Origin of the sequence: Ferruginibacter sp. (assembly GCF_049840995.1) — a bacterium.
GTDB lineage: Bacteria > Bacteroidota > Bacteroidia > Chitinophagales > Chitinophagaceae > Ferruginibacter.
This window is the reverse complement of record NZ_JASGIP010000007.1, coordinates 152,008-173,819: the sequence shown is the minus strand read 5'-3', so window position 1 is coordinate 173,819 and position 21,812 is coordinate 152,008. Positions and strand designations below refer to the sequence as shown.

The window sequence follows — 21,812 nt, the reverse complement described above, 5'->3', positions numbered from 1 at the left end:
CTTTTATTTAAAACGGGGTTCAGCCTTCCCCCATTCCAAAGTAAAGTTGTGCATATGGTTGGGCGCTTCGGCGGCATCCCAGGTAAAATCGTATTGTGTACTGTGCGGACCGGTTACATAAGTACCGGCCTTAATGGCCTTATTATTATCCAGCTCCAGTTTGAACATTTTATTCAGCGGTATCACTTCCACCGCAAAAGTATAATCCACTACATAAGGGCCGGTGCTGCCATCGGCAAGATAGCTGTACAGCGTAGCTTTTTTCTTGTGCATGCGCAGGCCGCTCACTTCAAAAGCACCGTCTTTGAACAATACTTCGCTTTGAAAATTATTATCCTGTGCCGTGTTATCGCGGTAAGGTTTATTCCAGATCACAGTACCGGTGCGTTCTGCCAACGATATCGTCATACCGCCACCGGTATAGCTTGCATGGCCCTGCCCGCCAATGGCCCAATATGCTTCGGACCTTGCAGAAAAACTACTGGGAATCGCAAAATTATATACACTGCGGTGTGCATCCGCATCGGCACGCAGCATGGCATTAAAACGCACTTCCTTTAGTATCGTGCCTTCATCCGGCTCTTTATACAGCAGGCTGATCTCCCACACATTCAGCATGCGTTTATTGGTTTGATTACCCTTGTTGAAAACAGAAACATAACCGGCGCCTGCATCATCATCCGGATCGCCGATACTTACTTTAATGTAAAACGGCGTCCAGGTTACGATCACACCATCGGCAGTAGGTTTACCATCAATAAAAGTATTGCCGATCTTTACTTTGCTGGAAGCGGTACTATCGCCGAAATTGCCATACAGGTACAGGTTGGCGCCAAAAAGATATTCTTCCACTTCCATATAATCCAGTGCAAAGCTGGCGGAAGGTCCCTCAACCGGTTTGTCTTTAGCCGGTTTGCTGCACGAGGTGCATGTAATGGCAGCAATAAAAAATAAAAGGATCAGGTTACGCATCATAATTTTTTTTAGAACACAAATATGAAGGGCATAACAAAGAGGGAAATTATAGAGTTGTATGAGTTGATAAAAACGGATATTGAAATGTGAAATATGCAACAGGCGGTTTAACTTAGCTGATCAAAATAAATTTTATGACCAACCCCGAAAAATTAAAAGATGGTGATCAATGTAAAGTGACCGGTGGAACACATGCCGGCAAATCCGGTACGGTAAGGGATATCAACAGGAGCAAGACCGGGCATATCACTATTACTGTAGAGCAAAAGAATGGTGTACGTTTTAAAACACTGGGTAAAAATGTGGAGGTACAAAAATAACAGCCCGCTTTTAATACATTTATCAACGAACAATTGTGAAGTATTTTACTTTTTTTATAGCAACCGTGATACTGTATGCCTGCAATGCAGGTAACAACACCGCACCTGCAACTGACAATACAAAAAAAGGCACGCCCCCGCCCATACAATACGATAAAAAAATGACGACCCGGTACAAGGCATTTGATACCACGGTGGAAGTACTGTTCATTGATACCAAGGATAGTTTGAACAGTATACAGCAAAAAAATTATGAAGGCTTTATTGCAAAGCAGGACCTGCTGACACCGGGAATACTGGACAGCATCTTTGCATTTTATAAAAGATCCTACGCCGATTACAAAGATGGCTGGACCACCGACGGGCAGATAACCGACCAGGAACTGGAAAAATATTTACCCAAACCAACCACGGCACAAAATCTTAAAAAATTCATCACACCCGCTGTAGTGTATATCAAAAGTGCCCGCAATTGCGAAGAAGGGAGTTTTACAATAGAATTCGACTGTACCTGGGATAATGAAGAAGGCGGCCTGGGGGTATCCATAAAAAACTGGAAGGTAAAAGAAGTGGGTACAGCAGAGATCGCATACCTGTAAAAGAAATGGAATTGGAGTAATGTTGTTATTCATATGCCCCTGTTATGAAAAAGAAAATTTTAAAACTGATGTGGATCGTTGGAGTACTCTATATCCTTATTTGTGGCGCATTATTCTTTCTGCAGGAAAAACTGATCTTTTTCCCAGAAAAATTAAGCAGTCAGTACCAATTTAATTTTGATCAGTTGTTTGAAGAAATGAGTATCAAAACAAAGGATGGCAAGTTATTGAGTGCAGTTCTTTTTAAAGCCATTGACTCAAAAGGCCTGGTGTTTTATTTACACGGTAACGCTGGTGCCATCAACTCCTGGGGGGATGTTGCCAAAACTTATACAGCGCTCCATTATGATGTGTTCATTTTGGATTACCGCGGCTATGGTAAAAGCCAGGGTTCTATCAGCAATCAAAACCAGTTTTTTGAAGATATACAAACAGCCTACGACAGTGTAAAAAACAGGTATACTGAAAACAGCATTGTTATTTTAGGTTACTCAATTGGCAGTGGCCCGGCAGCAAAGCTGGCAAGCAGCAATAATGCCCGGTTATTGATATTGCAGGCGCCCTATTACAGCCTCACCGATATGATGCGGCACTCCTACCCGGTTATTCCAACCTTTATATTAAAATACAAATTCGAGACCGGGGAATATATCAAAAACTGCAAAATGCCGGTGGTGGTTTTTCATGGCGACCAGGATGAAGTGATCTATTACGGTTCTTCTTTAAAACTGCAAAAGCAATTCAAACAGCAGGATACATTGATAACATTAAAAGGCCAGCAACATAATGGCATTACTGAAAACGCGGATTATAAAGCTGCGCTGGAAAAGATCCTCTTAAAATAAAAACAAGGGGTATTAAATAATAATTAAGCCGCTATTATTTTATTTGAACGGTAATGCCACTACTATGGTTTTTTAGAAAAAAATTGTTTCTTGCAAACAAAAATAATTTTATGCTGGTAGCTTACATCACTTTCAACGGTAATACCGAAGAAGCTTTCAACTTTTATAAAACTGCGCTGGAAGGCGAGTTCGTAAATGTACAACGCATGGGCGATGGACCGCAGGGGGCTCAACTTCCCGATGCTGAAAAGAAAAAGATCATGCACATTTCACTGGAAGCGCCGCACGGCGTAAGACTGATGGGCAGTGACTATATGGATTTCGGAGGCATGCCTTTTCAGCCGGGTAATAATTTTTCACTGTCATTACACCCGGATAATGAAGCATTGGCAGATAAGTTATTCGCTAATCTTTCTGCAGGCGGTACTATTACCATGCCGATGGCCAAAGCGCCCTGGGGAGATTATTTCGGCATGTTCCACGATAAGTTCGGCATGCTGTGGATGATCAACTGCCCTGCTAAATAACAGTGCAGCAATACGTACAACATTTTTTAAAGGCCGCTTTCTGCGGCCTTTATTATGTTCCACAAGATCAAAACCTTGCGGACTTATGCTAAATTGCAGTACTATACAAGTGATAGCAATTGCATAATACTGATGAAACTCACCAAACTCTTCAACGATTTTTTTAACAGCGAAAAGGCCGGCGGGTTGATACTGGTGCTTGCTACTATTCTTTCATTATGTATTGCTAATTCGCCCTGGCAGACTGCTTATACAAACTGCTGGCAGTTTTCCTTTGCCGGGCATTCCGTAGTGCATTGGATCAATGATGGGTTGATGACCATTTTTTTCCTGCTCATCGGGCTGGAACTGGAAAGGGAAATTTATACGGGAGAATTATCCAGCTTTAAAAACGCTTCATTACCTGTTATTGCTGCGGTTGGCGGTATGATAGTACCGGCGTTGATCTTCCTGCTGTTCAATACAGGCGGCCCCGGGCAGCCCGGCGCCGGTATACCCATGGCCACAGATATCGCTTTCGCCGTAGGTATATTGTCATTACTGGGCAGCCGTGTTCCTGCTTCTTTAAAAATATTTTTAACCGCTCTTGCCGTTATTGACGACCTCGGTGCAATCATAGTGATCGCCGTATTTTATACGAGTACGCTTTCACTTGTACATCTTTTTTTAGCATTGGGTGTTTTTGCCGTGTTGCTGGTACTCAACCGGCTTAAAATTCAAAATCCCGTGCCTTATCTCCTGGGTGGAATTGTGATGTGGTATTTCATGTTACAGTCAGGCGTACACGCAACACTTGCCGGTATCTTACTGGCATTCGCCATTCCTTTTGGTAATGGGGATGAACGTTCTGTTTCTTACAGGATACAGCACTTCCTGCACAAACCGGTAGCATTTTTTATCCTTCCGTTGTTTGCGATGGCCAATACCGGTATCAGCATCAGCAGCGATTGGTATGCAGGCCTTACCCAAAACCTCAGTGTGGGCATTATTGCAGGGTTGTTGACAGGTAAACCACTGGGCATTGCACTGTTCGCCTATATCGGTACGGCTGTAAAGTTCTGTACCCTTCCATCCGAATTAAAATGGAAGCATATCATCGGTGCCGGTTTTTTAGGTGGTATTGGTTTTACCATGTCGGTCTTTATTACGCTGTTGGCATTTACGGATGCAGTGATCACCGATACAGCAAAAATTGCCATACTCATTGCATCCTGTGCAGCAGGTATAATAGGTTACCTGTTCCTTCATTTTACATTGAAGAAAACAACTCCCGGCGATACCATTTAAAAAGTCATCAGAATAACAGCAGGTTCAATCCATCGATGGTACGGATGGTATTATCGGGTCCCTTTACTTTCACATCATCAAATATCACCCTGGTACCGGGCTGGCAGCGGTCCATCAATGATCTGATAGGCTTTAAACTGCTGCCGCTGATGGTACCTTTCTCGGTGTTTTTAAAATTAGCGCCGGAAAAATAAACCGTGGCGCTTACCACCGTAAAGTGCACATCAAATTCAAAATCCTCCAGTTCAGCACGGCAAAACTCCTGCGACTTGAATTTGATACAGGCCATTTTTCCATCGCCGGAATTGCCTTTAAAGGTGAGCTGTTTGCCTTCGTCAGTGGCAGTGGTGAAAGTAGGAATAGTTGTTTTAATGGTGGTATCCAGTGCATGCGGGGCAGGCGTCATGCTGATACCCGTTAAGAGCGGGAGCAGTAATAATTTCATGATAAAAGTTTTAGGTGTTGGGGTGTTCACTAAATTTAATGATTGATAAGTGAAAGAAATGTTAGAATTGTATTTATGAACAGCCCTGTGCAAAAAATACCGTTCACCTGTTTTAAAATAAGCTACGCCCAGGTGCTGTAGTTTGCTGCAGTACTGCCTTGTAGAAGAATTTCTAAAAAAAGCCCGTAGGTCTTTAAAATGCAATAAGCATTTATCCACCCCGTTTCTTTCGTGCACACTGAACCCTTATCCTAAAACAATACTATGCAAAACCGATCTTTACACAACTTCATTTCCAGTTTCAACAATTCATTGGCAAAATGCCTGCCGCCCGTGGCTGCAAGGTTCTTTGCCCTGTTACTTTTTATTGGCGTCGGTGCTTTAAAGAGCAATGCGCAGGTGAATACTTATTCGTTCACCACCAGCACCGGTAATGTGATGGAAACCGGCGGCTTCAGCAACCTGCTGGGTACTAACCTGGATGATAATGCATCTGCCATGACCAATATCGGCTTCAATTTTACGTATGCAGGCAGCACTTATACCAATTTCAGTGTTTCTTCCAATGGACTGATGGCGCTGGGTATTACTGCTACTACAGAGTACGACAACTCTATACCGGCATTAACGGGCACCTACCTGTTACCTTACTGGGATGATAACTATACCGACATAGATGGCAATGTGCAATACAAATTAATGGGTGTTGCCGGCAGCAGGAAGCTGGTGGTGGATTATAATCTTTCTGCATTGTCATTCCAGGGCACTGCTGATAAACATTTCCAGGTATGGCTTTTTGAAACGAGCAATAAGATCATGTTTGTATATGGCAGCGGTAACAACTCCAATGATGGCTTTTCTGTAGGTATTTTAAAAAGCGGCACTTCCGATTTTATGAGCATTACCACCAGCACACATACTTCCAGCATTGTAACCGCCAATGACAATAACGGCACCTGGCCGGGATCCGGCAGGGCTTATATCTTCAATACCAGTGTTACGCTGCCCGTAAGCTTTTTAAATTTCAGTGGTTACAACGATGGCAGCCGGAATCTTTTACAATGGAGCACGGTTACCGAAAGCAATAATCTTGGTTTCGAGATACAGCGTTCTGCTGATGGCGTTAATTATAGTGTACTCGGCTTCGTTAGTTCACTGGCGCCGGGCGGCAACAGCAGCCGCGAACTGCGCTACAATTATGCCGATAACAATCCTTCGGCTGCAAGACAGTACTACCGTTTCCGCCAGGTGGATATGGATAACCACAGCCGGTTAAGCAGCGTGATAAGGATAGATGCAGGTAAAGCCACGCAATTAAAAGTGGAAAGCGTTTATCCCAACCCGGCCAATACCATGATCAGTTTATCGATCACGGCGCCGGAAAAAACAAAACTTACCATTTCCTTTATGGATATTACCGGCAAAAAAGTACTGCAGAAAGACATCAATGTGGAAGCAGGAAGGAATATCATACCTGTTGATATCAGCAAGCTGCCGAACAATACCTATGTGCTGAAAGCAAGCACCACCACAGGTGATGCAGATGCCTTTAAGATAGATGTGGTGAAATAAACAAAAGCGTGTTCTTAATATATACAGGGGCTGGTGCAAGTGCACCGGCCTTTTGTTTATACCTGCTTACCGCTTATCATGGACAAAACCATCCTTCGTAAATTATTTTATAACTGTATGATAAAATGATGCAGTTTTATTGCAAAAACACATGAAGTGCATCTGCCTGCTCCTCTCCTTTCTTTCTTTTCAAACAATTTTTTCGCAAACAAAACTGCCCGTCATTAAAGCAAGCTCCAGGTCGGTGACCATTAATGATGACGGCTTTGTGGATAAGGGAGGATGGAACCTGGCGCCCAAAATAAGGCCTGATATTTATACCGCCGATCGCACACGCAAAACCAAGTGGGTGATATTTTATACCGATATCGATTCCATCAAAGTAAAGTTGAAACCCGGTGCTACATTTGATTTTATTGTATTGCTGAATGGCAAAGATTCCTGTTATACACAAATAGCCAGCGCTATTCCGCCTGCTGAAAAAAATCCTTCTACTAAGAACGATACCATACCTTTTACATTGACTTCGTATAATGTCATCAGTGTAAAAGCTGTGATCAATGACAGGGATACTTTGCAATTGCATTTTGATGCCAGTTCTTCCAATTGCAGGCTCACCAAAGAGGCTATTCTTAAAAAAACAAGCTTACTGGCAGCACAGCCCGGCGTGGCGGCAGGCACTGCCAATCCCGATTATAACAAACTGGCGAAAGTATTTAAGCTGCAACTGGGCAATACCATCTTTACCGATCCTGTTGTAGCAGCCACCGGTATTACCGCACAGGAAATGGATGGCCGCTTTGGCTGGAATATGTTTGAAGGCAGGCAGGTTGAAATTGATTACGATCATTACCTGTTGATAGTACACAATATACCGGTGCAGCGTGCTAAAGGTTATACAAAAGTTCCGTTGCATTTTATACGCTCCTTCCCTTGCGTACCCGGTAGTTTTATAATAAGCGGTAAAAAATACAGCAGTGATTTTATGCTCGACACCGGTTCCAGCACAGCGATCATTCTCGATAGCAGCTGGGCAGCCGAACAAAATTTTCCCGACAGTCTGCCATTGATCAAAACGTCTGTATTAAGAGACCCAAGAGGCAACCAGTACAAAACAAGACTGGTGCGTTTCCCGCAATTCAGCATCAGTGATCATTCGCTCTCCGCTGTACCCACACTTATATTGGGCAGTAAGAACCCCGCGGATTTCAAGATCAATTTCTTCGGCAACGATCTTTTAAAACGTTTCAATATCATCCTCGATTTTAAGAACGACCTCATGTATTTAAAACCCAACGGGTTAATGAATACTACTTACCGTGATGCGGTTGCAGGCTAAAAACCAGGAGCAAATGGCATAAGGTGGCAGTTACACAAAATTTTTATCGCAGCAGTTTTATATAATATATTTGCGCCGTTGCAATTTTAACCATAACTAAAACACAATGGCAGAACAGGAAGTAATCAAGCATACCAAAAAAGTATACAAGGTGTGGAATAGTAAAGAACACAGCACTTGGCATAAGATCAAAGAATTTCTGATCGAGATACTGATCATTGTTTTTGCCGTTACAGTTTCAATATGGCTGCACAACTGGAGCGAACACCGCCACGAACAAAAAACAGTAAAGACATTTTTGCTGGGCCTGAAAGAAGACCTGCAGAGTGATATCCGCGAAATGAAAACCGATTCTGTTACTTTTTCACGTACTTCAAAAGCATTTACTTATATCACCAGTATTAAACCCGGCGAAATGCTGAATGCAGACAGCCTGCAACCCTACCAACCCTACATATTCAACACCACCGGCCTGATACCCAACAATGGCCGGTTCGAAGGCTTTAAATCTTCCGGTAAACTGGGCCTTATTGAAGATGATTCATTGCAGAATACCATACTGGATCTTTACCAGGAAGACATTCCTAACCTGATGCTTTCCACCAATGGATTTACGGAAAGGAAAAAAGAATTGTTCCGTTATGTAAATGAGAACAGGAAAAAGAATCCTGATGGTACCGATAATCTCAACGTTATCTTTTCTGCAGACAGGGGACAGAATTACAGCGCTACACTGATGTTTACCGGCGAGATATTATCGCGGTACAGCATCTGCATTAAAACGGCTAAGAAGATCATTCAACGCATCGACGAATTGTATCCTGCTAAATAAACGGACTGGCAGATGATCTATACCAATGATGAAACGGATCGTAAAAGGCGCACGAGAGATGTATATGCAACAGTGGTGGCGCTTCCCTTGTGTTTGCTGATCGTACTTTGCTGCATCATTTATTTTATTGCCGCACACTATCACATTTCAAAACCTGATACGGGTTGCCTGTATTTTATTGCAGCAATGATTGCTATAATGCTGGGTGGTTATTTTGGCCGCGACTGGTTAAAGATGCCGGACAACACTTATCACAACATAAAACAGTTCCGCCTTGCTGCTGCCATCAACGCCGCCGAGCCACAGGAATATGAGGTTGTTTATTATCCTTCGGTGAAGTCATCCATTATTGTATTGCTTTTTGGTATTGTAATATTGGCGATGGCGATCTATTTCTTTTTTATACAATCGGAAAGCCTGTTGATCCCGGGCGCCATGCTGCTCTTTGGAGCGTTTGTATTGTATGCAAGCACCAGGAATATCTTTTTTAAAAAAGCAATACTTAAACTTACCAAAGAAGGCCTGTGGACAAAACGCTCCGGCTTTGTTGACTGGAAGCAGGTGATCAATGCGCAGGTAGCGGAAGAAAAAAATGGCAACAACATACAATTGATACTGGAAATATTCATTAAAGGAACTGTACAGGCAGATGCCGGTGTACCCAATGAAAAACTGAATATCACGGATGTAGCAGGCAGCCAGTTCATACAAATGCGGGTGGACGAACTGTTGACCAAAAGACTGGAAGCCGGGCAATAATTACAGCTTTGAGTTTACATGGAAAATGCTTTTCTTTAGCTCCTGATACAAAAATTATGACCGCAGGTACTGTTGCATTTGCTCCCCAGCTTTTTATTCCACATGGTGTTACCGATATTTCATTTTATACCCAAGCATTCGGCGCTGTGGAGTTGTACCGTTTTACCAATGATGATGGCAGTATACATGTGGCAGAATTATCGATAGCGGGCGCTATTTTTCACCTGCATGAAGAATCAACGAGGACAAATTCTTACAGCCCTGCAACCAATAATTCCGGCTCCGTTACCATCGGCCTGTTTGTGCCCGATGTGGATGCCATCATGAACAGCGCCAGGGCCGCAGGAGGCGAAGTGATCGTTCCTGCACAGGATTATGATTACGGATACCGCCAGGGCGAAATAAGAGACCCCTTCGGCCATTTGTGGATGATCGAGAAAAGAATATGAACACTGGCTGATCGTTTTTACATTGATAGTTATTGCTGTTATTCATAAAAAACCATCACATGAAAAGGCGTTTATTTCTGCAATTCCCCCTCGTGGCAACTGCATTGGTTGCTGCTGCAAAAGCTCCCGCTGCAACAAGAGTACAAAAAGGTTTTAAAGTAGCTTCCGGTAAAGACCGCTACCAGGAAGAACTGCTGATCATGGGCGGGCAATTCGATTGCAAGGTTTCCGGTAAGGATACCGATGGCGATCTCTGCCTCTACGATACTGTGCGGCAGGAAAAAGGCGGTCCTGCCCTGCACAAACATTTCAGCCAGGATGAATGGTTCTATGTTGTCCGTGGCGAATTTATTGTACAGGTAGGCGATGAAACTTTTACATTAGATCCCGGCGACTCGGCCTTTGCACCCCGTACCATTCCGCATGCATTTGCAAAAACCAGCGAAGGCGAAGCACAGATGCTGGTACTGTTTCAACCCGCAGGTACCATGGAAGATTTTTTTAAGCAGATGTCAAAACTGGGAAAAGACATTCCTAAGGACCAGGAAAAGAATTTAAAAGAACTCTGGAAAGCGCATGGAATGGAAATAGTAGGCCCGCCATTAAAGTTCTGATCGCACCAATAAAAAATGGTTCACAAAAAGTGAACCATTGTAAGCACTTAGCAGGTAACGGCTAATTAAAAAATTGTAAGCAGTTATTATCCTGGTATATTATTTTGCTGCAGTAATTGCATTGTCCATACCGTTCTTCTGCAGGTAGGTCATCAATTTACTGTCGGTTAAAGCGTTTACTTTTTTAATGCTGATATTGCCCGAAAGCACAAGGTATTCCCTGGTACGATTGGTAACGAACGGACCACCCATGCTCATATCATCGCCATTCTTTGCAAGGTCCAGCACATTCAGCTGGCTAACATTTTTGGCAGGCAGAATGGGATAATCATTCTCCAGTAATTCAGCATCCTGTATCACCACTTTGCCATCTTTGGCAATGCGTACACTTACTTTTTTAATGCCGTAGTACTGTTTGTTGTCGATAGTGAACCAGCTGTGGGTATAACCGGTGTATTTACCTTTTTCTTTGCTGATAACTAATTCGTACGGTAATGATTGTTTGGTGGAGTCGTTGTACATGGTCCCTTTCCAAAGGCCGGTGATATCCTGGCTGAAAGCGATCATAGGGCTGCATATAGCTGCAAGTACATAAATAATGTATTTCATTGGGTTTAAGATTTATGTGCAAGATAAACGCTTATCAGCGGCATTTATTTCAAAACGCATTAGTTTTTTGCGTTTACCGTGATAATTCATGCAAATGCACGTAGTAATACGATAGTAAAAATATCATTTACTGCTGCAAGGCACCCATTGCGGGCCAATTGCGTTGCAACAGCAGTTAATGCGGTGGCGGTTCCGGCTGCAAAAAACTATACTGTAGTTATACTGTACCTATACTGCCACTATACTGTACTTATACTGTAGCAAATGGCAGGTATACCCGCAGTAACTGCGGCGCTGCTGTCACTCATCTCCCTCCCATCTTCGTGCCCTCTTGCTAGCATCCTGCCATCATCCCCATAACTACCCCGGTTGTACCTGGAACTATTGGTATCAAACGCTTATATCCTTATTTTTGACACCTGTACAACCTAAAGCCCTTATGTTTTTCGACTACTCTTACATTTACTTTATCACCATTGTACTGCAGGTTATTTGCGCCATACATTGTATCCGCAGGGGTAACCAGAACAAATGGATCTGGCTCATCGTTTTTCTGCCGGTGGCAGGAAGTCTCATTTATATTTTTTCGGAAATGCTCACCGGCAACGACGTAAATAAAATGCAGTCGGGCATGAGCGCTGCCTTTAATCCATCCGGTAAAATAAAAAAGCTGGAGAACGAATTGCGTTTTGCAGATACTTTTAAAAATAAAGTGGCGTTGGCCGATGCTTACCTCGAAGCAGGCCAGACCGACAAAGCCATTGAATTATACGAATCCTGCCTGGCAGGAAACTTTATGGTACATGAGCATGTAAGCATGCAGCTGATACATGCCTATGCCGATAAAAAACGTTTTGAAGATATTGTAACTATCGGCAAAAAGATCTACCAGTTGCCGCAGTTCACCCGCTCCCGTGCACACATGCTGTATGCAGTGGCACTCTCCTACACCGGTCACCCCGATGAAGCCGAGCAGGAATTTAAATTATTAAAAGGCCGCTTCTCCAATTACGAAAGCCGTTACCGCTATGCAGGCTTTTTACAAAGAATGAACAGGAACGACGAAGCCAAAAAGATATTTGAAGAAATGCTGCACGAAGCAGGGCATTTAAGTCCGCAGGAAAAAAGAGCCAACAAAGTGTGGTTCGTATATGCCAAAGATGAATTGAAAAAAATGAACGGCGCAGCGTGATGGGTTGCTGCATTTTGTAATACAACTTTTATGAGGATCATTACATGGAACTGCAATATGGCTTTCCGTAAAAAAGCAGCCGTTATTTTAAAATACAAACCGGATATCCTTATTGTACCCGAATGCGAACATCCTGATAAATTACAATTTGCCGATGATGTTACTAAACCCAACGATATGGTATGGATCGGTGAGAACAGGAACAAAGGCCTCGGCATATTCTCCTATTCTGATCTCCGATTTAAATTACACAAGACGCATAATCCCGAATTAAAACTGATCGCACCGGTAAAAATTTTCAACGACAAAACCAACATCATGCTCTTTGCCATCTGGGCCAATAACCCTGCCGATAAAGATGGACCATACGTAACGCAGGTATGGAAGGCGCTGCAGCATTACAGCCGCATCATCCGCACCACCAACACCATTTTAACCGGCGATTTCAACAGCAATACTATCTGGGACAGGCCAAGACGCGAAGGTAATCACAGCACCGTAGTACAGCGGTTGGGCAAAAAAAAGATCTACAGCACTTACCATAAACATTTTTTACAGGAGCAGGGAAAAGAGATGCATCCTACATACTATCTCTATAAACACCAGCAAAAACCCTATCACCTTGATTACTGTTTTGCATCCGGCGACCTGATCAATAAACTGCGATCCGTAGAAGTGGGCAATTACGAAGAGTGGATCAAATACAGCGATCATGTACCGGTGATCGTGCATTTTAATGACATACGGTAAACTGGCGTAAGCACACCTGCAAAATGTCGTGTTGCACCCGCAGCCGTAATGGCTAACAGTATTACCTTGTGCCGGTAAACGGATCGCCTATCATTTAAAAAAATAATCATGACAAACTCAATTTATCCCTGCTTATGGTTTGATGGCAATGCCAAAGCAGCCGCAACATTCTATTGTTCTGTTTTTAAGAATTCAAAGATCACTTCAGAAAACCCGATGGTGGTGATGTTTGAAATAAATGGCCAGAAATTAATGGGGCTGAATGGAGGCCCGCATTTTAAATTTAATGAAGCCTTTTCATTAGTCGTGAATTGTGATACACAGGAAGAAATTGACGATTACTGGAACAAACTCACCGCCGATGGCGGGCAGGAAAGTATGTGTGGCTGGCTGAAAGATAAATTTGGTTTCTCCTGGCAGATAGTACCATCCATCATTGGCGAACTGATGAGTGATCCTGCAAGAATGCAACGCATAATGCCTGTTATTATGACCATGAAAAAACTGGATATTGAAAAGCTGAAGAATGCTTAAAAATAATAGCTCAATATTGCATGGCCGGTTCATCGCCGGCTTTTTTATTGCGCTTGCTTACCGTTCTTTATACAACAGCCGCCGCAGGATAATCCACTGCGGGCAGGTATTATTTTAATTCGGTAATTTTACAGATGCAACAGAACGAGCTGAAAGACCAGTTTCTATTAAAAAAAGATATTACCTTCTTAAACTTTGGCGCATTTGGCGCCTGTGCCAAACCGGTGTTTGAAAGATACCAGCAGTTACAGGCCGAAATGGAAGAAGAGCCCGTACACTTTATGCGGGTGAAAGGCATTGATTATTTAAATACCGCCAGAAAAGCCCTTGCGGATTACCTGCACTGCGCACATGAGGATGTGGTGTATGTTACCAATCCCTCCTATGGCGTTAATATCATTGCCAAAAGCTACGATCTTAAACCCGGCGATGAAGTACTGACCACCAACCTGGAATATGGCGCCTGCGACCGTACCTGGAAATATTACTGTGCAAAAAAAGGCGCTAAGTATATTCAGCAGCCCATCCACTTTCCTTTACAGAGCAAAGAAGATCTTATTGAGCAGATCGTAAGCGGTATTACCCCTAAAACAAGGATCATTTTTCTTAGCCATATCACCAGCAGTACCGGTCTTCGTCTACCCGTAGAGGAGATATGCGCCATTGCAAAAGAAAAAGGCATTATCAGTTTTGTAGATGGCGCACATGCGCCCGGCCAGTTAGCATTGGATCTAAGTACATTGGATGCAGATATTTATACTGGCGCCTGCCATAAATGGATGATGACACCCAAGGGTTCCTCTTTTTTATATGTAAATAAAAGATTGCAGCACCTCTTCGACCCCCTACTCATCAGCTGGGGTTTTGAAAGCGATCATCCCTCTTCCTCGCAGTTCCTCGATTATCACCAGCTGCAGGGCACCCGGGATTTTACTGCATTCCTTACCATTCCTGCAGCTATTGAGTTTATGCAGCAGCATAACTGGCCACAGGTAAACAAACAGTGCAGGGCCATTGCACAGAACAATGCGGAAAGATTCTGCAGCCTGCTGAATGCCACACCGCTTTGCCCGGTGAACGACGATTTTATAGCACAGCTATACTGCACACCCATTAAAATAACAGCGCCGGAAAAACTGCACAGCGCCCTGTACGAAAAATACAGGATACAGGTAGCCGTTATGCCGCACAATGGCGCCGTTTACCTGCGCTACTCCATCCAGGCATTCAACAGCAATGAAGACCTGGACAAATTATACGATGCACTGAAAGAACTGAAAGTATAGTCATAAAACAAGAGGCATGAGTCAATTAACAACCAATGAAGAAAAAGTACTGGCATTCATCAAAATGATGGAAGAGCAGCGCCCGGTGGAAGAACTGGATGAATTTTATCACCCCGATGTGGAGCAGACAGAATTTTCCAACGCCATTGTAAAGAATACTGTGGTAAGAAAACTGGCTGACCTGAAAGCAGGTGCCGAAAGAGGCCGTAAAATAATGCAGCGGGAAGAATATGAAATAAAAAAATTGCATACTGCAGGCGATACGGTGATACTGGAAGCAATATGGAAAGGCACTTTATCAATAGCCATTGGCAATATTCCCGCAGGCGGGCAGATGACCGCTTATTTTGCGCAGTTCTTTGAGTTTAAGAACGGCAAAATATTCAGGCAGCGCAATTACGATTGCTTCGACCCGTTTTAACAGTACGCATCATCTCCGTCAGCAAAAATATGCGTACCTTTAAGCACTATGATAACACTCCGTTATGCGCTTACAGCAGCAGATTTTTCCAGTTTCTCTACTTATGTTCAACTGGACGCTCCCGGAAAGAAAAAAGTCATATACAAAAGATTGCTGCCCATCATGATCGTTTTTGGCATCATCTGCGGTATTAATATTTATACATCGGTAATTACCGGCAATTTCACTATCACCGACCTGATACCTTTTGTGGTATTTGCTGCACTGTTCCTGTTTCCGATCGTTTCTGCACGTATGCGCCTGCAAAGGCAGGCTGAAAGTTTTGCTGCCAACCCTCAGAATGCACGTATGTTTTCTATGGTCGACCACTATTTTTCCGAAGCCGGAGTAATAATAAAAGATGATGCTATTGAAACAAAGTTTCAATGGAGTGCTTTTATACGCAAAGACGAGACCCGGGACCATATTTTTCTTTTCGTGTACTCGTCCTATGCACTCATCATCCCTAAAAGAGTATTCCGGTCGGAAGTGGAAAAAGAAGAATTATCGAAACTGTTCTCCCAATACATTTCCTTTGATGCAGAAATGGGACATCTTGTAAAATCCTGATATGGACCTCTTCAGCAACGAACCAATAGAAAATACCAACCTGCTGCCCCATGGCGGCACGGTGAATTACTATGGTTTTATCATGCCGCGGCAGGAAGCCGATCATTACCTCGATGTTTTATTACACCAGATTGAATGGAAGAATGATGAGGCCATCATACTGGGCAAACATATCATTACCAAAAGAAAGATCGCCTGGTATGGCGACACGAATTTTAACTACACCTATTCCAATATTACCAAACAGGCATTGCCCTGGACCAAAGAATTACTGGAATTAAAAACCCTTGCAGAAGAAAGAACCGGCGAAACCTACAACTCCTGCCTGATGAATTTATACCACAACGGCGATGAAGGTATGGCCTGGCACAGCGATGGGGAAAAAGCATTGAAGAAGAACGGCGCCATTGCATCATTGAGTTTTGGTGCAGAACGCAAATTCTCCTTTAAACATAAGGAAACAAAAGAAACGGTTTCGGTACTACTACAGCACGGTAGTTTACTGGTAATGAAGGATGCCACGCAAACCAACTGGCTGCATCGCTTGCCGCCTACAAAACTTATCAGCAAACCGAGGGTGAACTTAACTTTCAGAACGATTGTATTGTAAGTAATATTGATTTACAATAATTATCGTTTTAAGAAAATAACAATCGCTCCTGCCAGCGTCAATACCAGTATCACTTTGCGGTAACCATCATCTTTTATTTTAGCCACAATTTTTAATCCCGCAAAAAAACCGATCACCATAGCAGGTAATAATATAAGATCTGTCTGCAGCGATGTAAGCGTGATATTCTTCCAGTAAATAATTTGAAACGGTAATTTGAACCAGTTGATAATAAGGAACAGCCATGCTGCCGTACCGATAAAATCATTTTTAGGCATGCGCATGGCCAGGAAATAAATATTGGAGAAAGCACCTGCTAAATTGCCCAGCATGGTGGCAAAGCCCGATACCAGCCCCAGTCCTGATGCAAAGAATTTATTATGCGGCACAACCGGCGTTTTCCTTGCTTCCAGCCAGAACATGATCACCACCGTCAGTACAATGATCACCGCCATGATCTTACGGAAAACCGCTTCATCAATATCCTTGCCCACGTACACACCAATTAAGATACCGATGGCCATCCAGGGCAGTAATTTCCAGAAATGCTGCCATTGCGCATGCCGGTGATAATAGATCACTGCCATGATATCTGCCGCACATAACAAAGGCAATACAATACCCGTGGATGCCTTGCCGCCAAACACAATGGCCATGATGGTCACATTCATCATGTCAATACCTTTCAAACCTGCCTTTGCCAGCCCGATGATGGCAGCGCCGAGGAAAATGAGTATAAGGTTGACAACCGAAAAGCCGGATAATACGTCCATAAACAATCAGCTGGTTAATGTGTTAAGTTTTCGCCGAACTTAAATCAAAATATTTATTTTAATTTGTTGCTGCAATTTAAAAGTTTAAACATCATGAAAGCTTGTTTTGTAAAGATCATTTTAATATGGGTGGCGGTCATCACATTTGCTGCCCCTGCATACAGTAAATCCAAACAGCAATATTACCAGCTCACTGTGTACCAGTACGCCACTGCTGCACAGGAAACGGTATTGAACGATTACCTGGAGCATGCACTGCTGCCGGCATTGCACACCATGGGCTACAGTAATATCGGTGTATTCAAATCGCTGGCCAATGATACTTCGGTAATTAAAAAGATCTACGTTTTCATGACGATCAGGTCCATTGATGAAATGGTGAATATAAAGGAAAAATTAAAAAAAGACAGCAGTTATCACAAAGCAGGCGCAACCTATATCAACGCCGTGTACACCGATCCATCTTTTACAAGAATGGAAGTAATGATACTGAAAGCATTTTCCAAAGCGCCGCAAATGCAGTTGCCCGATCTTAAGGCGCCTAAAGCGGAAAGAATATACGAACTGCGCAGCTACGAAAGCGCTTCGGAAAAAATATTTGCCAATAAAGTGCAGATGTTCAACGAAGGCGGGGAAACGGTGATCTTTAAACGCATTAACGCCAATGCTGTTTTTTATTCGGAAGTGGTGGCAGGCAGCCACATGCCCAACCTTGTATACATGACCTGTTATGAAAATAAGGCCGACCGGGATGCACACTGGAAAACATTCAGCAGCGACCCGGAATGGAAAACGTTATCGGCCAAGCCGGAATACCAGCACAATGTTGCGCATATAGATATTGATTTTGTACGACCAATGGATTACTCCGATTTTTAAACGGCACTTTGCAGATGAGCAAGGATCTGTTCAGCAATAACCTGCGGGTTGTTATCAATGCTTACGGTATAGGCATCCGCAGGTATTTCCAGGCTTTCAAACTGCGATGCTAAAAGCGATGCAGGCATATAATGACCCTGCCGCTGTTGTAGGCGTGCATATATCTGTTCATAAGTTCCCTGCAGGAATATCCAGGATGTTTGAGGTACGCCATCCTTCAGTACTTCGCGGTATTTATCTTTTAATGCAGAGCAGGCGATGATAGCGCCTTTGATGGCCGACTGTTCTTTCGCCAGCTGGTTCAGACGCAGCAACCAATCCTTACGGTCATCATCATTCAATGCAATGCCCGCACGCATCTTATCTTTATTGGCTGCAGAATGAAAATCATCTGCATCAAAAAAAGGCAGCTGCATTTTTGCTGCCAGTATTTTTCCAACCGTTGTTTTACCCGAACCAGAAACACCCATGATATAAATGATGCGATTATCCATTTTGCCGTGCTGCCAGAATGATGGCGCTTTATAATAACTTTGATCTTTCAATAAAACTACAACAACTGTTGAACAACCAACAAAATATAATTGTAAAAGGTAAAAAAATTGATGATGCCACACGCTGTGTGCATTATCATTCACCGTTGGATATTATCGCTATACGGATGAAATGCTGCGATACCTATTATCCCTGCATCTTTTGCCACCAGGAAACAGCAGGCCATGATGCTGAAGTTTGGAAGAAAGAAGAATTTGAAGAACAAGCCATCTTATGTGGCGCCTGCAAAACACCCATGAGCATTACGCAATACCTGCAATGCAATTATCATTGCCCTTTCTGCAATGCCGCATTCAATCCCGGCTGCAGCAACCACAATCATTTTTATTTTGAAACTTGAGCGTAGTTGAATCTGGTTACCGCACCAGTATGCTGGTGCCTTTTCGTATATAGGTATTGCCGTCCACTCCTATCGCTTCCAGCGCCCATACAATGGTCTGCATTTCCTGCTTCACATTTTTAAAGGTGCCGTCCCAGCCTTGTTTTAAGGTTTGCGTTTGATAGAATAACTGGCCCCAGCGGTTATATACCCGGAAGTATTTTAATTGTTTGATGCCGTAGAACACCGGCTTCAGTTCGTCATTAATACCATCACCATTCGGCGTAAAGGCATTGGGCACAAATATCTCGATGCTTTTTACCAGCTTCACCATTTGTGTATCGGTGGTAACACAGCCGGCCTTTGTTTTAATATCGATGGTATACAGCTGCTCGGTATTGCCTTTGAATATGGGATCAAAGCTGGCCGCATCGCTCAGGTAAGTATCAGGGTTCCACAAAATGGTTTCCCCAAAGGTTCTTGCATGCAGTTCAAGCGGAAGATTGATCACCGCGTATTCTACCGGGTAAGTGGTGCCCGGCCTCGGTTGTTCCACCACCAGCGTACGGGTGAAAGTATGTACAGGGAAAGGACATTGCTGCGAACTTACCGATAAACTGATATTGTAATGCCCTACCGATGGGTATACCTGTGGCGGAGGATCCCGCAGCACAGATGTTTGCCCGTTGCCAAAACTCCATAAATAACTGATCGGCGAGCCCAGTGTATCTACCGTATTATTCTTGATCACTACCGGCAGGTTGATACAGGTGGGATCAACAGTAAAAGCTGCGGCGGCGTTCGGGTGAACGATCACATCAAAACTGGCACTGTCGGCACAGATACCGATACTACTAACGATAAGGGTTACCCTGAATGTGCCGGCTTTTTTATAACTGTAAGTAAGGTCTCTTGTGGTGGCCTCGTTGCCATCGCCCAGTATCCACCGGTAAGCCATCACCCCTACTGCATTGGTACTGGTGTTGGTAAATACAAACTGGTTACCAAATAAGCATTGATCTGGTTTATTGACCGTAAAGCCCGGTACCGGTACAGAAGCAATATTGATCGGCTGCTGCACCGTATTCAAAGTACAGCCATAGCCACCAAACAGCTGTGCATAATATACACCACTTTGTGTAACACGGTACCTCGTTTGCGTGGCGCCCGGTATGGCCACGCCATCCTTGAACCATTGTATACTGTCTGCAGGCTGCACCACCAGCACAGCGCTGTCGCCACTGCCGATGCAATAATTCGCCTTGCCTTCCAGGTCTATCTTATTATCCACCAGCGATGCCTTTACGATGACCGTATCCGTATGCAGGCAACCGCCACCGTTACTTCTTGCCGTGACGACGTACTTGGTCGTGACATCCGGCAACGCCAGCGGGTTGGCTATTTCCGTATTCGATAATCCTGCCGCCGGCTCCCAATGATATTTTACACCCAGCTGTGGCTGGCTACCTATCGGGACGGGATTTCGGTTACACGATACCGTGTCGGGCCCGGCATTGGCCAGCACCACCAGGTTATCTTTAAGATCAGTATAGAGTGTATCAAGGCAGCCATAACCATTATACGGCACCAGTACTACTGCTACGGTCATGCTGGTAGTGGGTGGCGGTACAAAAGACAGTACCTGTTGATGACCCAGTACCTGTGTAAAGTTCTGGTCGAACCAGGTATAGCTTTGATAACCGTAAGGCGCCACTACATTCACCACGGTATCATCCGGGCAGAATGAAGCGCCTTCAAATTTGCCGCTGCATTCAGAATTCACATCGATATAAGCATAGCCGAAATGCCTGCGGAAGGTACAATCGGCGGTTTTAAAGAACAGCTGTATCCTTTTACCGGCATTGCCATCCAGGTTAATGGACACGGCCGACCAATCTTTATACCAAACCGGCGTGGTACCACCGGGGTTATCGGATAATTCAAAACCGGGCAAAGGCGTACCATAAGGAAAGAAGGCAAAAGACGAACAGGTAATGATCTTGTTATCGGTAAGATTGGTGATCTCGATCTCCATTCTCGGCTGTTCATTCTGCTGGTGATTGGGATCCTGGAACACCACGGCATAATGATAAATGAGGTTGTATTCATTCATGCCCGCAGGGATCGTGAATTCGTATGAAACACCCTCTGCTTCGGCGCCGCCGGTTGTATTACCCAGTTGTATGGAGTGGCCACTGCCATTGGGACAATTGATGGGGAAGTTACCATAAGGATCCAGCCCGTTGCCGGGAAAGGACGACATCATGGTATGCCTGCCGGCAATAGGTCCTGATTCTGTCAATGAAATGATGTTCTGCCCACCCGAAGCCACCACGTTACCCGTATAGCATTTCCAGCCTGCAAAAGTGCCGGTCTCAAAATCTATATTGTAGGGGCAATCCTGGGCGGAGGAAGAAAAACTTATAATGATGAATGCTGCTGCAAAGAGCATCTGCTTTGTAAAACCATACCACGGGCGAGGAAAAAAGGTTTTAAAGTTCAGCACATCATTAATTTGTATTACTAAAGATAAAGTTTAATTGCAAGAAAACCTTGGCTAATCTGTATATACGTACAACAAAATAGTAAGGATGCCTGCGGGTGAAAATATTTTGCTTTCCGCCTGTTCAGATGCTGTTTTGGGGCGTTTGGAAGGGTGCTGTGGAAAATATTTGCCGGGGCCGAACAGATATATTTAAATCCCTATGTAGC

At 43.8% G+C, this 21,812-nt stretch carries 26 protein-coding genes; 20 read left to right on the top strand and 6 right to left on the bottom strand.

Going from position 1 to position 21,812, the window contains the following annotated elements; all coding sequences use genetic code 11:
• Positions 1-3: 3 nt before the first annotated feature.
• On the bottom strand, positions 4-975 hold the full coding sequence (locus QM738_RS19165; RefSeq protein WP_462278356.1) for a hypothetical protein: 972 nt from the start codon (positions 973-975) through the stop codon (positions 4-6).
• 134 nt (positions 976-1,109) lie between these two features.
• Between QM738_RS19165 and QM738_RS19160 the strand changes: the two genes are divergently transcribed.
• From QM738_RS19160 to nhaA, 5 genes are all read left to right on the top strand, one after another.
• Complete coding sequence (locus tag QM738_RS19160; RefSeq protein WP_462278355.1) at positions 1,110-1,295, top strand: KOW motif-containing protein; 186 nt, start codon at positions 1,110-1,112, stop codon at positions 1,293-1,295.
• 35 nt (positions 1,296-1,330) lie between these two features.
• Positions 1,331-1,894: a DUF6985 domain-containing protein gene (locus tag QM738_RS19155; RefSeq protein ID WP_462278354.1), complete on the top strand. Its 564-nt coding sequence runs from the start codon at positions 1,331-1,333 to the stop codon at positions 1,892-1,894.
• A gap of 44 nt (positions 1,895-1,938) precedes the next feature.
• Positions 1,939-2,739, top strand: a complete 801-nt coding sequence (locus tag QM738_RS19150) for an alpha/beta hydrolase (protein ID WP_462278353.1) — start codon at positions 1,939-1,941, stop codon at positions 2,737-2,739.
• A gap of 110 nt (positions 2,740-2,849) precedes the next feature.
• The gene (locus tag QM738_RS19145) at positions 2,850-3,266 is read left to right on the top strand and encodes a VOC family protein (RefSeq protein WP_462278352.1); all 417 of its coding nucleotides are present in this window, start codon (positions 2,850-2,852) and stop codon (positions 3,264-3,266) included.
• Positions 3,267-3,398: 132 nt separating this feature from the next.
• Positions 3,399-4,553, top strand: a complete 1,155-nt coding sequence (gene nhaA, locus QM738_RS19140) for a Na+/H+ antiporter NhaA (protein ID WP_462278351.1) — start codon at positions 3,399-3,401, stop codon at positions 4,551-4,553.
• Between the two features lie 7 nt (positions 4,554-4,560).
• Here nhaA and QM738_RS19135 read toward each other — a convergent pair whose 3' ends face one another.
• Complete coding sequence (locus tag QM738_RS19135) at positions 4,561-4,998, bottom strand: GldM family protein (RefSeq protein ID WP_462278350.1); 438 nt, start codon at positions 4,996-4,998, stop codon at positions 4,561-4,563.
• A 264-nt stretch (positions 4,999-5,262) separates the two neighbouring features.
• Here QM738_RS19135 and QM738_RS19130 point away from each other — a divergent pair, with 264 nt between their 5' ends.
• The 6 genes from QM738_RS19130 (at position 5,263) to QM738_RS19105 (ending at position 10,563) form a co-directional block, all read left to right on the top strand.
• A complete protein-coding gene (locus QM738_RS19130) occupies positions 5,263-6,570 on the top strand; it encodes a T9SS type A sorting domain-containing protein (protein WP_462278349.1) in 1,308 nt (435 codons plus the stop codon).
• A 151-nt stretch (positions 6,571-6,721) separates the two neighbouring features.
• Positions 6,722-7,909: a hypothetical protein gene (locus tag QM738_RS19125; RefSeq protein WP_462278348.1), complete on the top strand. Its 1,188-nt coding sequence runs from the start codon at positions 6,722-6,724 to the stop codon at positions 7,907-7,909.
• A 106-nt stretch (positions 7,910-8,015) separates the two neighbouring features.
• Positions 8,016-8,741, top strand: a complete 726-nt coding sequence (locus QM738_RS19120) for a DUF6090 family protein (RefSeq protein WP_462278347.1) — start codon at positions 8,016-8,018, stop codon at positions 8,739-8,741.
• Between the two features lie 12 nt (positions 8,742-8,753).
• Positions 8,754-9,500 (top strand): hypothetical protein, encoded by a 747-nt coding sequence (locus QM738_RS19115; protein ID WP_462278346.1) that lies wholly within the window; start codon positions 8,754-8,756, stop codon positions 9,498-9,500.
• Positions 9,501-9,556: 56 nt separating this feature from the next.
• On the top strand, positions 9,557-9,949 hold the full coding sequence (locus tag QM738_RS19110; protein WP_462278345.1) for a VOC family protein: 393 nt from the start codon (positions 9,557-9,559) through the stop codon (positions 9,947-9,949).
• A gap of 59 nt (positions 9,950-10,008) precedes the next feature.
• Entirely contained in the window at positions 10,009-10,563 is a 555-nt protein-coding gene (locus QM738_RS19105; protein WP_462278344.1) for a cupin domain-containing protein, read from the top strand.
• Between the two features lie 99 nt (positions 10,564-10,662).
• Here the strand turns inward: QM738_RS19105 and QM738_RS19100 are convergent, their stop codons facing one another.
• Positions 10,663-11,172, bottom strand: a complete 510-nt coding sequence (locus QM738_RS19100) for a hypothetical protein (protein ID WP_462278343.1) — start codon at positions 11,170-11,172, stop codon at positions 10,663-10,665.
• 439 nt (positions 11,173-11,611) lie between these two features.
• On the opposite strand from QM738_RS19100, the gene QM738_RS19095 reads away from it, so the two are divergent.
• From QM738_RS19095 to QM738_RS19065, 7 genes are all read left to right on the top strand, one after another.
• Positions 11,612-12,364, top strand: a complete 753-nt coding sequence (locus QM738_RS19095) for a PLDc N-terminal domain-containing protein (RefSeq protein WP_462278342.1) — start codon at positions 11,612-11,614, stop codon at positions 12,362-12,364.
• A gap of 30 nt (positions 12,365-12,394) precedes the next feature.
• The gene (locus QM738_RS19090; protein ID WP_462278341.1) at positions 12,395-13,114 is read left to right on the top strand and encodes an endonuclease/exonuclease/phosphatase family protein; all 720 of its coding nucleotides are present in this window, start codon (positions 12,395-12,397) and stop codon (positions 13,112-13,114) included.
• 108 nt (positions 13,115-13,222) lie between these two features.
• Positions 13,223-13,648, top strand: a complete 426-nt coding sequence (locus tag QM738_RS19085) for a VOC family protein (protein WP_462278340.1) — start codon at positions 13,223-13,225, stop codon at positions 13,646-13,648.
• 134 nt (positions 13,649-13,782) lie between these two features.
• Entirely contained in the window at positions 13,783-14,934 is a 1,152-nt protein-coding gene (locus QM738_RS19080) for an aminotransferase class V-fold PLP-dependent enzyme (protein ID WP_462278339.1), read from the top strand.
• A gap of 16 nt (positions 14,935-14,950) precedes the next feature.
• Positions 14,951-15,355: a nuclear transport factor 2 family protein gene (locus tag QM738_RS19075; protein ID WP_462278338.1), complete on the top strand. Its 405-nt coding sequence runs from the start codon at positions 14,951-14,953 to the stop codon at positions 15,353-15,355.
• A 48-nt stretch (positions 15,356-15,403) separates the two neighbouring features.
• Entirely contained in the window at positions 15,404-15,964 is a 561-nt protein-coding gene (locus tag QM738_RS19070; RefSeq protein ID WP_462278337.1) for a YcxB family protein, read from the top strand.
• A 1-nt stretch (position 15,965) separates the two neighbouring features.
• The gene (locus QM738_RS19065; protein WP_462278336.1) at positions 15,966-16,574 is read left to right on the top strand and encodes an alpha-ketoglutarate-dependent dioxygenase AlkB family protein; all 609 of its coding nucleotides are present in this window, start codon (positions 15,966-15,968) and stop codon (positions 16,572-16,574) included.
• A 20-nt stretch (positions 16,575-16,594) separates the two neighbouring features.
• Here the strand turns inward: QM738_RS19065 and QM738_RS19060 are convergent, their stop codons facing one another.
• Positions 16,595-17,347 carry a sulfite exporter TauE/SafE family protein gene (locus tag QM738_RS19060; protein ID WP_462278335.1) on the bottom strand — a complete coding sequence of 251 codons (753 nt, stop codon included), beginning with the start codon at positions 17,345-17,347 and terminating at the stop codon, positions 16,595-16,597.
• Between the two features lie 93 nt (positions 17,348-17,440).
• On the opposite strand from QM738_RS19060, the gene QM738_RS19055 reads away from it, so the two are divergent.
• Positions 17,441-18,226: an NIPSNAP family protein gene (locus tag QM738_RS19055; protein WP_462278334.1), complete on the top strand. Its 786-nt coding sequence runs from the start codon at positions 17,441-17,443 to the stop codon at positions 18,224-18,226.
• Here QM738_RS19055 and QM738_RS19050 read toward each other — a convergent pair.
• Positions 18,223-18,771, bottom strand: a complete 549-nt coding sequence (locus tag QM738_RS19050) for a gluconokinase (protein WP_462278333.1) — start codon at positions 18,769-18,771, stop codon at positions 18,223-18,225. The two genes, QM738_RS19055 and QM738_RS19050, sit on opposite strands and share 4 nt — an antisense overlap.
• A gap of 17 nt (positions 18,772-18,788) precedes the next feature.
• Between QM738_RS19050 and QM738_RS19045 the strand changes: the two genes are divergently transcribed.
• A complete protein-coding gene (locus QM738_RS19045; protein ID WP_462278332.1) occupies positions 18,789-19,121 on the top strand; it encodes a CHY zinc finger protein in 333 nt (110 codons plus the stop codon).
• Positions 19,122-19,137: 16 nt separating this feature from the next.
• On the opposite strand, the gene QM738_RS19040 is transcribed toward QM738_RS19045, so the two are convergent.
• On the bottom strand, positions 19,138-21,552 hold the full coding sequence (locus tag QM738_RS19040) for a PKD domain-containing protein (protein ID WP_462278331.1): 2,415 nt from the start codon (positions 21,550-21,552) through the stop codon (positions 19,138-19,140).
• Positions 21,553-21,812 lie beyond the last annotated feature (260 nt).